Genomic DNA, 13,796 nt, shown 5'->3' on the forward strand with positions numbered 1-13,796 from the left:
CGGGTGGGCGCCTACTTGCCTCAGTTCTTCGAACTGGAATGCTTGCGGCCCTGGTCGCACCAGGCGAAGAGCACCACCAATACGCCGGAAATGGCCAGGATCAACGCCACGCCGTCGGTGGAGTGGGTGGCCGACCCTGCGACCAGGGCCAGGCCGCCTAGCGGTGCCAGGCCACCGGCCACGGCGGTGCCGATTTCGCGGCCGGTGCCAAAGCCCGAGGAACGGGTCTGGGTCGGGAACTGACGGCTGAGGAACGAGCCCTGTGGGGCGAACATCATCGGTGCGAGCAGGCCCGTGCCGATGGCGATGGCCAGGTAGATCATCATCGGTTCGCCGGTGCCCAGCAGTTGCAGGAAGGGGTAGGCGAACAGCACCGAGAAGACGCCGCCGAGCATCAATACGGTCTTGCTGCTCCACTTGTCGCACAGCCAGCCGAAGAACGGTACGGCGAAGATGGCCACCAGGCTGGCGATGGTCACCGACAGCGAGGTGACATGGGCTTCGACACCCTTGAACTGGGTCAGGTAGGCCAGGGAGAAGGTCTTGAAGATGTAGCTCAGGGCGTTGTAGCCGATGGCCACGAAGAACACCACGCCCAGACCCTTGAGGTCGTTCTTGAACAGTAGCTTGAGCGGCGAGACCTGCGGCTTGCCCGGGTCTTTGTCGAGTTCCTTGAAGTCCGGTGTTTCCGGGATGCTCTTGCGCACCCAGAGACCGACGCCGACCAGGGCGATGCTGGCGATGAAGGGGATGCGCCAGCCGCCGCTGAGCAGGAACTCGTTGCCGTTCATGGTCAGCAGGTACACGGTCAGAGACGACAGCAGCAGGCCCAGGTTCAGGCCCAGCGCTGGCCAGGCGCCCTGGCTGCCGCGTTTGCCTTCGCTGGCGTGCTCATAGGAGGTCACGGCTGCGCCGGACAGTTCGGCGCCGGCGCCCAGGCCCTGGATGATGCGCACCGCCACCAGGATGATCGGCGCCCAGATGCCGATCGAGGCATAGCTCGGGATCAGGCCGATCAGCATGGTGCACAGGCCCATCATGCAGAAGGTGATCACCAGTACTTGCTTGCGGCCAAAACGGTCCCCTAGGTAACCGAACAGGATGCCGCCGAAAGGCCGGGCGATGAAGCCGATGGCGAAAGTGGAGAAGGCCAGCAGCGACGCCACTGCCGGGTTGCTGGCATCGAAGAAGATCTTCGAGAAAACGATCGCCGCCATGGTCGCGTAGAGGTAGAAGTCGTACCACTCCAGCATCGAGCCGAAGATGGTCGCCGCCGCGACCTTGCGCAGGCGTTTGCGTTGCTGTTCAGGGGTTTCCGTCGCGGCAAGGGCCGCCTCATGTACCGACATCAGAGGTTTCCTTATTGTCTTTGTAGTGGTGTGCAGCAGGGGTTCAGCGGGCCTTGAGGATCCTTTCGGCGATCATCTGGCCGATTGGGATGGCCGAGGTGGCAGCCGGCGATGGGGCATTGCAGACATGCACCATGCGCGGGGTCTCGGCGAACAGGAAGTCGTGCACCAGGGTGCCGTCGCGCATCACCGCCTGGGCGCGGATACCGGCCTCGTAGGGCAGCAGGTCTTCCACCTGCAGCGACGGGCAGTACTTGCGGCATTGCTCCAGGTAGCCGCGCTTGAACAATGAATTCTTCATCTCGGCGGTGCCGGAACCCAGGTTGTTCCAGATCGTTTTCCAGAAGCCGGGGAAGCGCGCGTATTCGGCGACGTCGCGCCAGTTCACCGAGAACTTGCGATAGTTTTCCCGACCCAACCCGAGCACGGCATTGGGGCCGACGGTGACGCTGCCGTCGATCATTCGCGTCAGGTGCACGCCGAGGAATGGTAGGTCCGGGTCGGGGATGGGATAGATCAGGTGGTTGACGATCTGGTTCTTGCTCGTTGGCAGGCGGTAGTACTCGCCGCGGAAGGGGATGATCTGGTGGTCGATCTTCACCCCGGCCAAGCGTGCCAGACGGTCGGACTGCAGGCCCGCGCAGGCCACCAGTTGGCGCGCGCGCCAGGCTTGGCCGTCGCTGCTGATGGTGACGTTGTCACCGTTCTCCTGGATGGCGCGGACCGTGGTCGACAGCCGCACCTCGCCACCGGCTGCCTGGATCACCCGGGCCATGGCCTGGCATACCTGCTTGTAGTCAACGATGCCGGTGGCATCGAGGAACAGGCCGCCCAAGCCTGCGATGTTCGGTTCGCGGCGCTGCAACTCGGCGGCATCTAGACGCTCGACCTTCAGGCCATTTTGCTGCGAACGCTCGTAGAGGGCCTGCATGCGTTGCATTTCCAGGGTGTTGGAAGCCACCAGGAGCTTGCCGCAGACGTCGAAGGCGATGCCGTGCTCGGTGCAGAAGTCCTTGGTGGCCTGGGCGCCGCGCTTGCACAGGTCGGCCTTGAGGCTGCCGGGGGCGTAGTAGATGCCTGCATGGATCACGCCGCTGTTGTGGCCGGTCTGGTGCCGGCCCAGGCTGGCTTCCTTCTCCAGGATCAGCAAAGAAGCGCTGGGGCGCTGCTCCAGCAGGGCCATGGCGGTGGCGAGGCCGACGATGCCGCCGCCGATGATGCAGTAGTCGTAAATCATGCAGGGGTTACCTTGAGTGTTCTTGTCGGTGGATCTGCTTATCAGGTTGTCAGACTAATGTGTGCGTGTGAAGGCCTCGCCAGGCGATGCAAGGGGCTCCTGGGGTCAGTCGAGGGCGGGGAGTTCGAGTTTCAGGCGTTTGGCCGAGGCCCGCAGGTGAGCTTCGGCGCAGGCTGCGGCAGCCTCACGGTCGCCGTCGGCGATAGCCTGGTAGAGGGCCTGGTGTTCTCGGTTGGCATCCGCCGAGCCACCGACCGAATGGGTGGCGGAGTTTTCCCAGGCGGTCTGGCGCGCGCTGGCCAGTTGGCCGCGCAGAAAGTCGTGGAAAGCCACGAAATAGTCGTTCTTGCTGGCTTCGGCAATGGCCCGGTGGAAGGCTACGTCAGCAGCTGCAGCGGCGGCGAAGTCGCTGCGTTTGTCGAGCATCTCCTTGAGGGCCTTGGCCATGTTCGCCAGGTCCCTGTCGTCGCGGCGGCGCGCGGCGATGGCCGCGGCCTGCGTCTCGATCCACAGGCGCATCTCGAACATTTGCGCCAGGTCTGGCTTGCGACCATGGCTGCCGGGAAAGCGGAAGACGGTGCCGCTGGGGGTCTGCGAGATATACGAACCGAGTCCACGGCGGGCGATCAGTACCCCATCGGCCTTGAGCTGCGCCACCGCTTCACGCACTACCGAGCGGCTGACGTTCAGTTGTTCGGCCAGTTGCTGTTCGGTGGGCAGGCGGGATTCGGCGGCCAGGCGGCCTGAGTCGATCTCTGCGCGGATGGCACCGACGACGCGTTCGACTAGGGTATCAGGGCGCTGGAGCTCAAGCATGGAAGGTCTTGTCTATTGATCAGGTTGTCAGACTATGTCGTTGGCAGGGACTGGTTGTCAAGGTGGCTTGGGGAGTGGACAGGCGTTGACTTGCATACGCCAGTCACTCTTGCCATCGGGCGCAAAGGCATCAGAGCTCGCTGACGTAGGTGCCTGTTCCCTTGAGAATGTTCTGCAAGGTCAGTTCCACTTCGGCCAGGTCACCCGCCGGTGTGGCATGGAGGATCTCCAAGTGATCATCCCCCTTGAGCGCATCGGTGTCCGCGGCAGCCACTTCGAGCAGCAGGCGGGTCGCGCCCAGGGTGATCTTCAGGCCGTCCAGGGTAGAAGGTTCATCATCGAGGGTAAGGTCGACCGTGTCTTCGTCCGGGTAGCGGGTCAGCAGGAACATCTGGCCCTTGTCGCTGTGGCAGCACAGGGTGGCCATATTGTCCTCTTCGTCGTCGCAGGGGGTGGCGAAGAGCAGGGCGGTTTTCAGTTGCATGGGCGGCTCGATCATCAAGAGGAAATGCAATTCTGCCAGTCTTCCACCGTTGCATAAACGCAATGTTGCCGGGCCTTGCCCTTTGTGAGAGCCAGGGCTGTCTAGCCCGTGCCGGGCGCCTGCGGCTCTGCTACCCTCGTTCCACTTGGCACCCCACAGCGATCAAATGGTGGAATCCGTACTTATGCCCGACGCAATCCTTGAACCCCAGTCCGTCTGCAATCCCATTACCAGCAGTGCGATCTTCATCGTCGCAACCTGCAAGCCGGACCCCGAGTCTGCCGCCAAGGTACGTGCCTGGTGTGGCGATGTCGCCGGGCTCACCCGCTCGGTCGGCAAGCGGGTGCCTGCCGGCAACCTGTCTTGTGTTTGTGGCTTTGGCGCCGAGGCTTGGGACAGGCTGTTCGGCGCGCCACGCCCGGCGTCGTTGCACCCGTTCCGGGAGTTTGGCGTGGAAGGGCGCCGCGCGCCGGCAACACCGGGGGATATCCTGCTGCACATCCGTGCCGACCAGATGGACCTGTGCTTCGAGCTGGCGACGCAGCTGATTTCAGCCTTGGGCGACGCGGTCTCGGTGGTCGATGAGGTACAGGGTTTCCGCTATTTCGACATGCGCAGCATCATCGGTTTCGTCGACGGCACGGAAAACCCGGTCGGGCGCAAGGCGGTGGCGTTCACCATCATTGGCGATGAGGATCCTGCGTTCAGCGGTGGCAGCTATGTGCTGGTGCAGAAGTACCTGCACAAGATGGCCGAGTGGAACGCATTGCCCGTCGAAGCCCAGGAACGCATCATCGGCCGGACCAAACTGTCCGATATCGAGCTGGATGAATCGGTCAAGCCGAGCTGTTCGCACAGCAGCCTGACCACCCTCACTGAGGACGGGGAGGAGGTGAAGATCCTGCGCGACAACATGCCTTTCGGCCGCCCCGGCGCAGGTGAGTTCGGCACCTACTTTATTGGCTATGCGCGGTCGCCCGAGCCCATAGAGCAGATGCTCGAGAACATGTTCGTCGGCAAGCCAGTGGGCAATTACGACCGCCTGCTCGATTTCAGCACCGCGGTCACCGGTGGTCTGTTCTTCGTTCCTTCGGCCGACTTGCTCGAGGCCTTGGCCGACCGCCAGCCTTGAGGCACCCTCCCGCTTGCGCTCTCCGAGGCCGAGCTACCGGCCTCGGAGGTGCCCGTTATGACCGAATATGTCGCAGCGCTGCAAGCAGCCGAGACCTGCCAGTCGTTAAGCTGCGCAATCGATGGTCACCCGTAAAGACACAGCCTGAGCCTGCGGCAGTCGTTTTTGCAGATGCCCATCCGTGGAATGGATGAACGCGCCTGCCGCGTTCAACGCCTGTTCTTCCTGGTTTTACCGTCTTCCTGCTGCGGGTTGGCTATCGTTGATCCGTACATGGCGGACGTGCGCGACGCTTCACTCATAACAAAGCCCAAGCGGAGTACCACAGATGGCGTTCTTCACCGCAGCCAGCAAAGCCGACTTCCAGCATCAACTGCAAGCGGCCCTGGCGCAGCACATCAGCGAGCAGTCCCTGCCACAAGTGGCACTGTTCGCCGAGCAGTTCTTCGGCATCATCTCTCTGGACGAACTCACCCAGCGCAGGCTTTCCGACCTGGCCGGTTGCACCCTCTCTGCCTGGCGCATCATCGAGCGCTTCGACGCCAAGCATCCGCAAGTGCGGGTGTACAACCCCGATTACGAACGCCACGGCTGGCAGTCGACCCACACCGCGGTCGAGGTGCTGCACAGCGACCTGCCATTTTTGGTCGACTCGGTGCGCACCGAGCTGAACCGCCGCGGCTACAGCATCCATACTTTGCAGACCACGGTGCTGAGCGTGCGTCGCGGCGCCAAGGGCGAACTGGTCGAGTTGCTGCCCAAGGGGACCCAGGGCGAGGGCGTGCATCAGGAATCGCTGATGTACCTGGAGATCGACCGCTGCGCCAATGCCGCCGAACTCAACGTGCTGACCCGCGAGATCGAGCAGGTGCTGGCCGAGGTGCGCGTCGCCGTCGACGACTTCGAACCGATGAAGGCCAAGCTGCGCGAGTTGCTGGAGCTGGTTGAGCAGACCGCCTACGCGCCGGCGCAGAACGACAAGGCCGAGGTGGAGAGCTTCCTGTCCTGGCTGGTGGACAATCATTTCACCTTCCTCGGCTACGAGGAGTTCGTGGTCCAGGCCGATGCCGAGGGTGGTCACCTGGTCTATGACGATCAGTCCTTCCTGGGCCTGGCCCGCCTGCTGCGCCCAGGCCTGAGTGCTGATGACCTGCGCATCGAAGACTACGCCGTGGCCTACCTCAAGGAGCCGCTGCTGCTGTCCTTCGCCAAGGCCTCGCAACCAAGCCGCGTGCATCGCCCGGCCTACCCGGATTTCGTCTCGATTCGCCAGATCGACGCCGACGGCAATGTCATCAAGGAATGCCGCTTCATGGGCTTGTACACCTCTTCGGTGTACGGCGAGAGCGTGCGCACCATCCCCTATATCCGTGGCAAGGTCGCGGAAGTCGAGCGCCGCTCGCACTTCGATCCCAAGGCTCACCTGGGCAAGGAACTGGCCCAGGTGCTGGAAGTGCTGCCGCGTGACGACCTGTTCCAGACGCCGATCGACGAGCTGTTCAGCACCGTCATGTCGATCGTGCAGATCCAGGAGCGCAACAAGATCCGCGTGTTCCTGCGCAAGGATCCCTACGGCCGCTTCTGCTACTGCCTGACCTATGTGCCGCGCGACATCTACTCCACCGAGGTGCGGCAGAAGATCCAGCAGGTGCTGATGGAGCGCCTGAAGGCCAGCGACTGCGAGTTCTGGACGTTCTTCTCCGAATCGGTGCTGGCGCGTGTGCAACTGATCTTGCGGGTGGACCCGAAGAACCGTATCGACATCGACCCGCAGCAACTGGAAAACGAAGTTATCCAGGCCTGTCGTTCCTGGAAGGACGACTATGCCAGCCTGGTCGTCGAAAGCTTCGGCGAGGCCCAGGGCACCAACATCCTGGCCGATTTCCCGAAAGGCTTCCCGGCGGGCTACCGCGAGCGTTTCGCCGCCCACTCGGCGGTGGTCGACATGCAGCATGTGCTGGCCCTGTCCGAGCACAAGCCGCTGGTGATGAGCTTCTACCAGCCGCTGACCCAGGCCGGCAAACAGCAGTTGCACTGCAAGCTGTACCATGCCGACACGCCGCTGGCGCTGTCGGATGTCCTGCCGATTCTGGAGAACCTCGGCCTGCGCGTGCTGGGCGAGTTCCCCTATCGCCTGCGCCACGCCAATGGCCGTGAGTTCTGGATCCATGACTTCGCCTTCACCTACAGCGAAGGCCTGAACCTGGATATCCAGCAGCTCAACGACACCCTGCAGGACGCTTTCGTCCATATCGTCAACGGCGACGCCGAGAACGACGCCTTCAACCGCCTGGTGCTCACCGCCGGCCTGCCATGGCGCGACGTGGCGCTGTTGCGCGCCTATGCCCGCTACCTCAAGCAGATCCGCCTCGGCTTCGACCTGGGCTACATCGCCGCTACCCTGAACAACCACACCGACATCGCCCGTGAGCTGACCCGGTTGTTCAAGACCCGCTTCTACCTGGCGCGCAAGCTGACCAGCGAAGACCTGGATGACAAGCAGCAGCGCCTGGAGCAGGCGATTCTCGCGGCCCTGGACGAAGTCCAGGTGCTCAACGAGGACCGCATCCTGCGCCGCTACCTGGACCTGATAAAGGCCACCCTGCGTACCAACTTCTACCAGCCTGACGCCAACGGCCAGAACAAGTCCTACTTCAGCTTCAAGTTCAATCCGAGGCTGATCCCTGAACTGCCCAAGCCGGTGCCGAAGTTCGAAATCTTCGTCTACTCGCCACGGGTCGAGGGCGTGCACTTGCGCTTTGGCAACGTCGCTCGCGGCGGCCTGCGCTGGTCGGACCGCGAGGAAGACTTCCGCACCGAGGTGCTCGGCCTGGTCAAGGCCCAACAGGTGAAGAATTCGGTGATCGTTCCGGTCGGTGCCAAGGGGGGCTTCCTGCCGCGGCGCCTGCCGTTGGGCGGCAGCCGCGATGAAATCCAGGCCGAGGGCATCGCCTGCTATCGAATCTTCATCTCCGGCCTGCTCGACATTACCGACAACTTGAAAGAGGGTGGGGTGGTGCCTCCGGCCAACGTGGTGCGCCACGATGACGACGACCCCTACCTGGTGGTGGCGGCGGACAAGGGCACCGCGACCTTCTCCGACATTGCCAATGGCATCGCCATCGACTACGGCTTCTGGCTGGGCGATGCCTTCGCCTCGGGCGGCTCGGCCGGCTACGACCACAAGAAGATGGGCATCACCGCCCGTGGCGCCTGGGTTGGCGTGCAGCGGCACTTCCGCGAGCGTGGCATCAACGTCCAGGAAGACCCGATCACGGTGATCGGTGTCGGCGACATGGCCGGCGACGTATTCGGCAACGGCCTGCTGATGTCCGACAAGCTGCAACTGGTCGCCGCGTTCAACCACCTGCACATCTTCATCGATCCGAACCCGGACTCGGCCACCAGCTTCGCCGAGCGCCAGCGCCTGTTCGACCTGCCACGTTCGGCCTGGAGCGACTACGACACCAGCATCATGTCCGAAGGCGGCGGGATCTTCCCGCGCAGCGCCAAGAGCATCAGCATCACCCCGCAGATGAAGGAACGCTTCGCCATCGAGGCTGACCGGCTGACCCCGACCGAGCTGTTGCATGCGCTGCTCCAGGCGCCGGTCGACCTGTTGTGGAACGGCGGTATCGGCACCTACGTCAAGGCCAGCACCGAGAGCCATGCCGATGTCGGCGACAAAGCCAACGATGCCCTGCGTGTCAACGGCAACGAGCTGCGCTGCAAGGTGGTGGGCGAGGGCGGCAACCTGGGCATGACCCAGCTCGGCCGGGTCGAGTTCGGCCTGCACGGTGGTGCCACCAATACCGACTTCATCGACAACGCCGGTGGCGTGGACTGCTCCGACCACGAGGTCAACATCAAGATCCTGCTCAACGAAGTGGTGCAGGCCGGCGACATGACCGAGAAGCAGCGCAACCAGTTGCTCGGCAGCATGACCGATGAAGTCTCCTCGCTGGTGCTGGGCAACAACTACAAGCAGACCCAGGCCCTGTCCCTGGCGGCACGCCGCGCCCGCGAGCGGATCGCCGAGTACAAGCGCCTGATGGCCGACCTGGAGAGCCGCGGCAAGCTGGACCGGGCCATCGAGTTCCTGCCATCCGAGGAACAACTGAGCGAACGCCTGGCCGCCGGCCAGGGCCTGACCCGCGCCGAACTGTCAGTGCTGATTTCCTACAGCAAGATCGACCTCAAGGAGCAGTTGCTCAAGTCGTTGGTGCCTGATGACGACTACCTGACCCGCGACATGGAGACCGCCTTCCCGCCGTCGCTGACCAACAAGTTCGCCGAGTCCATGCGCCGTCACCGCCTCAAGCGCGAGATCGTCAGCAACCAGATCGCCAACGACCTGGTCAACAACATGGGCATCACCTTCGTCCAGCGCCTGAAGGAATCCACTGGCATGAGCCCGGCCAACGTCGCCGGCGCCTATGTCATCGTGCGCGACATCTTCCACCTGCCACACTGGTTCCGCCAGATCGAGGCATTGGACTACCAAGTGCCGGCCGAGATCCAGCTGACCCTGATGGACGAACTGATGCGCCTGGGCCGCCGTGCGACCCGTTGGTTCCTGCGTAGCCGGCGCAACGAACAGGACGCTGGCCGTGACGTGGCGCACTTCGGGCCGAAGATCGCCGCTTTGGGCCTGAAACTCGACGAGTTGCTGGAGGGCCCCACCCGCGAACGCTGGCAGGTGCGCTACCAGGGCTTCGTCGAAGCCGGTGTGCCGGAACTGTTGGCGCGCATGGTGGCCGGGACTACCCACCTGTACACCTTGCTGCCGATCATCGAGGCCTCGGATGTCACCGGCCAGGACCCAGCCGAGGTGGCCAAGGCCTTCTTCGCCGTGGGCAGCGGCCTCGACCTGGCCTGGTATCTCCAGGAAATCAGCAACCTGCCGGTGGAGAACAACTGGCAGGCCCTGGCCCGCGAAGCCTTCCGCGACGATATCGACCTGCAACAGCGCGCCATCACCATTTCGGTGTTGCAGATGGCCGATGCCCCGCAGGACATGGATGCACGGGTAGCGTTGTGGCTGGAGCAGCACCGCACTATGGTCGAGCGCTGGCGCGCCATGCTCGACGACTTGCGCAACGCCACCGGGACCGACTACGCCATGTATGCAGTGGCCAACCGCGAGCTGGTCGACCTGGCGATGAGCGGGCAGGGGGTGGTGGTGCCGTCCTGAAGCGATAGCTGAAATGAAAAAGCCCCGGCAGCGATGCCGGGGCTTTTGGGTTTCTGGGGGCGCCATGGCGCATAGGCGTATGTCTTGGGTTTTCAAGCACGCTGCAAACTAGCGGCATTACCCCGAAGCGCTAGCTCACTTGAACCTGCGCTCGACGCCTTTCTCGACCAGAATCTTCGCCGAGATCTCCTCCACCGAGAAGTGCGTGGAGTTGATGTGCGGGATGTTCTCCCGGCGGAACAGGTTCTCCACTTCGCGCACCTCGAACTCGCACTGGGCGAAGCTGGAGTAGCGGCTGTTGGGCTTGCGTTCGTGACGGATGGCGGTGAGGCGGTCCGGGTCGATGGTCAGGCCGAACAGCTTGTGCTGGTACTTCCTCAGCACTGCCGGCAGTTGCAGGCGTTCCATATCGTCCTCGGTCAGCGGGTAGTTGGCCGCGCGGATGCCGAATTGCATGGCCATGTACAGGCAGGTCGGGGTCTTGCCGCAGCGCGATACGCCGACCAGGATCAGGTCGGCCTTGTCGTAGTAATGCGTACGGGCGCCGTCGTCGTTGTCCAGGGCGAAGTTGACCGCCTCGATCCGCTCCATGTAGTTGGAGTTGCCGCCAATCGAGTGGGACTTGCCCACGGAGTATGAAGAATGGGCGGTCAACTCCTGCTCTAGCGGGGACAGGAAGGTCGAGAAAATATCGATCATGAAGCCATTGGACGTGGCCAGGACCTCGCGGATGTCCTGGTTGACGATGGTATCGAAGATGATCGGGCGCACCCCGTCTCGCTCGGCGGCGTCGTTGATCTGCTGCACCATGCTGCGGGCCTTGTCCAGGCTGTCGATGTAGGGACGAGTGAATTTATTGAAAGGAATGCTATCGAATTGCGCGAGCAGACTTTGCCCCAGCGTTTCGGCAGTGATACCGGTGCCGTCGGAGATGAAGAACGCGGATCGTTTCATTTGCGCCTGGGCCTTAAGCTGCTGAAGAATCTTGAAGTATGATAAGTTCGGTTTGCCGAACGCGGTATGTCGGCATTCTCACTTATTTTCCAGGTCCAGGCCACAAACGCCCGGCCAAGCCAGAGCAGGCAGGCGGGCGTCCTGAGCTTTTCCAACACAGTTAGTGGAGAGATCACCTTGGTTGAGTACGTAGTTTCCCTCGATAAGCTCGGCGTCCATGATGTAGAGCATGTGGGGGGCAAGAACGCATCCCTGGGCGAGATGATCAGTAACCTCGCAGGTGCCGGTGTATCGGTGCCGGGCGGCTTTGCCACTACGGCTCAGGCGTATCGCGATTTTCTCGAACAGAGTGGCCTGAACGACCGCATCCACGCCGCGCTCGATGCGCTGGACGTCGATGATGTCAACGCCTTGGCCAAGACCGGCGCGCAGATCCGTCAGTGGGTCATGGAGGCTGAATTCCCGGCTCGCCTGGATGCCGAAATTCGCACCGCCTTCGCCGAAATGTCCAAGGGCAACCCCAACATTGCGGTTGCCGTTCGCTCCTCGGCCACTGCCGAAGACTTGCCGGACGCGTCCTTCGCCGGCCAGCAGGAGACTTTCCTCAACATCCGTGGCGTGGACAACGTGATCCGCGCGGCCAAGGAAGTCTTCGCCTCCCTGTTCAACGACCGTGCCATCGCCTACCGCGTGCACCAGGGCTTCGACCATAAGCTGGTGGCCCTGTCCGCTGGCGTGCAGCGCATGGTCCGTTCGGAAACCGGCACCGCCGGCGTGATGTTCACCCTCGACACCGAGTCGGGCTTCCGTGACGTGGTATTCATCACCGGCGCCTACGGCCTGGGCGAAACCGTCGTCCAGGGGGCGGTCAACCCTGACGAATTCTACGTGCACAAGAACACCCTGCAGGCTGGCCGTCCGGCGATCCTGCGCCGCAACCTGGGCAGCAAGGCGATCAAGATGGTCTATGGCGACGAAGCCAAGGCCGGCCGTTCGGTCAAGACCGTCGACGTCGATCGCGCCGACCGCGCGCGTTTCTGCCTGACCGATGCCGAAGTCAGCGAACTGGCCAAGCAGGCGATGATCATCGAGCAGCACTACCAGCGCCCGATGGACATCGAATGGGCCAAGGACGGTGACGACGGCAAGCTGTACATCGTCCAGGCCCGCCCTGAGACTGTGAAGAGCCGCGCCAGCGCCAATGTCATGGAACGCTACCTGCTCAAGGAAAAGGGCACTGTTTTGGTCGAGGGCCGCGCCATTGGCCAGCGCATAGGCGCCGGCAAGGTCCGCGTGATCCAGGACGTGTCCGAGATGGACAAGGTCCAGCCAGGCGATGTGCTGGTCTCCGACATGACCGACCCGGATTGGGAACCGGTGATGAAACGCGCCAGCGCCATCGTCACCAACCGTGGCGGGCGTACCTGCCACGCGGCGATCATCGCCCGTGAACTGGGTATTCCGGCCGTGGTCGGTTGCGGCAACGCCACCCAGGTGCTCAAGGATGGCCAGGGCGTCACCGTTTCCTGCGCCGAAGGCGACACCGGCTTTATCTTCGAAGGCGAACTAGGCTTCGACGTGCGCCAGAATTCGGTCGACGCGATGCCCGACCTGCCGTTCAAGATCATGATGAACGTCGGCAACCCTGATCGTGCTTTCGATTTTGCCCAGTTGCCCAACGCCGGCGTCGGCCTGGCGCGCTTGGAATTCATCATCAACCGCATGATCGGCGTGCACCCCAAGGCGCTGCTGAACTACGCCGGCCTGCCGCCGGAGCTCAAAGAGAGCGTCGACAAGCGCATCGCCGGCTACGACGATCCGGTGGGCTTCTACGTCGAGAAGCTGGTCGAGGGTATCAGCACACTGGCCGCGGCGTTCTGGCCGAAGAAGGTCATCGTCCGCCTGTCGGACTTCAAGTCCAACGAATATGCCAACCTGATCGGCGGCAAGCTGTACGAACCGGAAGAAGAAAACCCGATGCTCGGCTTCCGTGGCGCTTCGCGCTACATCAGTGAGTCGTTCCGTGATTGCTTCGAACTCGAATGCCGCGCACTCAAGCGCGTGCGCGACGAAATGGGCCTGACCAACGTCGAGATCATGGTGCCTTTCGTGCGCACCCTGGGCGAGGCCAGCCAAGTGGTCGACCTGCTCGCCGAGAACGGCCTGGGCCGTGGCGTCAACGGCCTGCGCGTTATCATGATGTGCGAATTGCCATCCAACGCCTTGTTGGCCGACGAGTTCCTCGAGTACTTCGACGGCTTCTCCATCGGCTCCAACGACCTGACCCAGCTGACTTTGGGCCTGGATCGCGACTCGGGCATCATTGCCCACCTGTTCGATGAGCGGAACCCTGCGGTGAAGAAGCTGCTGGCCAACGCCATCCAGGCGTGCAACAAGGCCGGCAAGTACATCGGCATCTGCGGCCAGGGTCCATCGGACCATCCGGACCTGGCCAAGTGGCTGATGGAGCAGGGCATCGAGAGCGTATCGCTGAACCCCGACTCGGTCCTCGAGACCTGGTTCTTCCTGGCCGAGGGCCAAGGCGCGGTCTGATGCAGAGAACGCAAGGGCGACCCGCTGCGGCGGAGCGCCCTTGCCTGGTTTTCCCAGGGCGAGTTCCAGCAATGGTT

General features: G+C 63.0%; 8 protein-coding genes. 3 read left to right on the plus strand and 5 right to left on the minus strand.

What is annotated here, in order from left to right; all coding sequences use genetic code 11:
- Positions 1 to 20 precede the first annotated feature (20 nt).
- From ACYU03_RS08465 to ACYU03_RS08480, 4 genes are all read right to left on the minus strand, one after another.
- Positions 21 to 1,349: an MFS transporter gene (locus ACYU03_RS08465; RefSeq protein ID WP_461889699.1), complete on the minus strand. Its 1,329-nt coding sequence runs from the start codon at positions 1,347 to 1,349 to the stop codon at positions 21 to 23.
- 43 nt (positions 1,350 to 1,392) lie between these two features.
- Positions 1,393 to 2,586 carry an L-2-hydroxyglutarate oxidase gene (lhgO, locus tag ACYU03_RS08470; protein WP_461889701.1) on the minus strand — a complete coding sequence of 398 codons (1,194 nt, stop codon included), beginning with the start codon at positions 2,584 to 2,586 and terminating at the stop codon, positions 1,393 to 1,395.
- 105 nt (positions 2,587 to 2,691) lie between these two features.
- Complete coding sequence (locus ACYU03_RS08475) at positions 2,692 to 3,402, minus strand: FadR/GntR family transcriptional regulator (RefSeq protein WP_461889703.1); 711 nt, start codon at positions 3,400 to 3,402, stop codon at positions 2,692 to 2,694.
- Positions 3,403 to 3,532: 130 nt separating this feature from the next.
- On the minus strand, positions 3,533 to 3,886 hold the full coding sequence (locus ACYU03_RS08480) for a hypothetical protein (protein WP_461889705.1): 354 nt from the start codon (positions 3,884 to 3,886) through the stop codon (positions 3,533 to 3,535).
- A 184-nt stretch (positions 3,887 to 4,070) separates the two neighbouring features.
- Between ACYU03_RS08480 and ACYU03_RS08485 the strand changes: the two genes are divergently transcribed.
- Together ACYU03_RS08485 and ACYU03_RS08490 are read left to right on the plus strand one after the other, a co-directional pair.
- A complete protein-coding gene (locus ACYU03_RS08485) occupies positions 4,071 to 5,018 on the plus strand; it encodes a Dyp-type peroxidase (protein WP_461889707.1) in 948 nt (315 codons plus the stop codon).
- Positions 5,019 to 5,346: 328 nt separating this feature from the next.
- On the plus strand, positions 5,347 to 10,212 hold the full coding sequence (locus tag ACYU03_RS08490; protein ID WP_461889709.1) for an NAD-glutamate dehydrogenase: 4,866 nt from the start codon (positions 5,347 to 5,349) through the stop codon (positions 10,210 to 10,212).
- Between the two features lie 135 nt (positions 10,213 to 10,347).
- Here the strand turns inward: ACYU03_RS08490 and ppsR are convergent, their stop codons facing one another.
- On the minus strand, positions 10,348 to 11,166 hold the full coding sequence (gene ppsR / locus ACYU03_RS08495) for a posphoenolpyruvate synthetase regulatory kinase/phosphorylase PpsR (RefSeq protein ID WP_461889711.1): 819 nt from the start codon (positions 11,164 to 11,166) through the stop codon (positions 10,348 to 10,350).
- A gap of 177 nt (positions 11,167 to 11,343) precedes the next feature.
- Here ppsR and ppsA point away from each other — a divergent pair, with 177 nt between their 5' ends.
- The gene (ppsA, locus tag ACYU03_RS08500; protein ID WP_461889713.1) at positions 11,344 to 13,719 is read left to right on the plus strand and encodes a phosphoenolpyruvate synthase; all 2,376 of its coding nucleotides are present in this window, start codon (positions 11,344 to 11,346) and stop codon (positions 13,717 to 13,719) included.
- Positions 13,720 to 13,796 lie beyond the last annotated feature (77 nt).

It is taken from the genome of Pseudomonas sp. X10, assembly GCF_054889225.1.

Excerpts from the sequence above, each read along its gene's own strand:
- ACYU03_RS08465 (WP_461889699.1), bottom strand. The coding sequence starts at position 1,349 with ATGTCGGTACATGAGGCGGCCCTTGCCGCGACGGAAACCCCTGAACAG.
- lhgO (WP_461889701.1), bottom strand. The coding sequence starts at position 2,586 with ATGATTTACGACTACTGCATCATCGGCGGCGGCATCGTCGGCCTCGCC.
- ACYU03_RS08475 (WP_461889703.1), bottom strand. The coding sequence starts at position 3,402 with ATGCTTGAGCTCCAGCGCCCTGATACCCTAGTCGAACGCGTCGTCGGT.
- ACYU03_RS08480 (WP_461889705.1), bottom strand. The coding sequence starts at position 3,886 with ATGCAACTGAAAACCGCCCTGCTCTTCGCCACCCCCTGCGACGACGAA.
- ACYU03_RS08485 (WP_461889707.1), top strand. The coding sequence starts at position 4,071 with ATGCCCGACGCAATCCTTGAACCCCAGTCCGTCTGCAATCCCATTACC.
- ACYU03_RS08490 (WP_461889709.1), top strand. The coding sequence starts at position 5,347 with ATGGCGTTCTTCACCGCAGCCAGCAAAGCCGACTTCCAGCATCAACTG.
- ppsR (WP_461889711.1), bottom strand. The coding sequence starts at position 11,166 with ATGAAACGATCCGCGTTCTTCATCTCCGACGGCACCGGTATCACTGCC.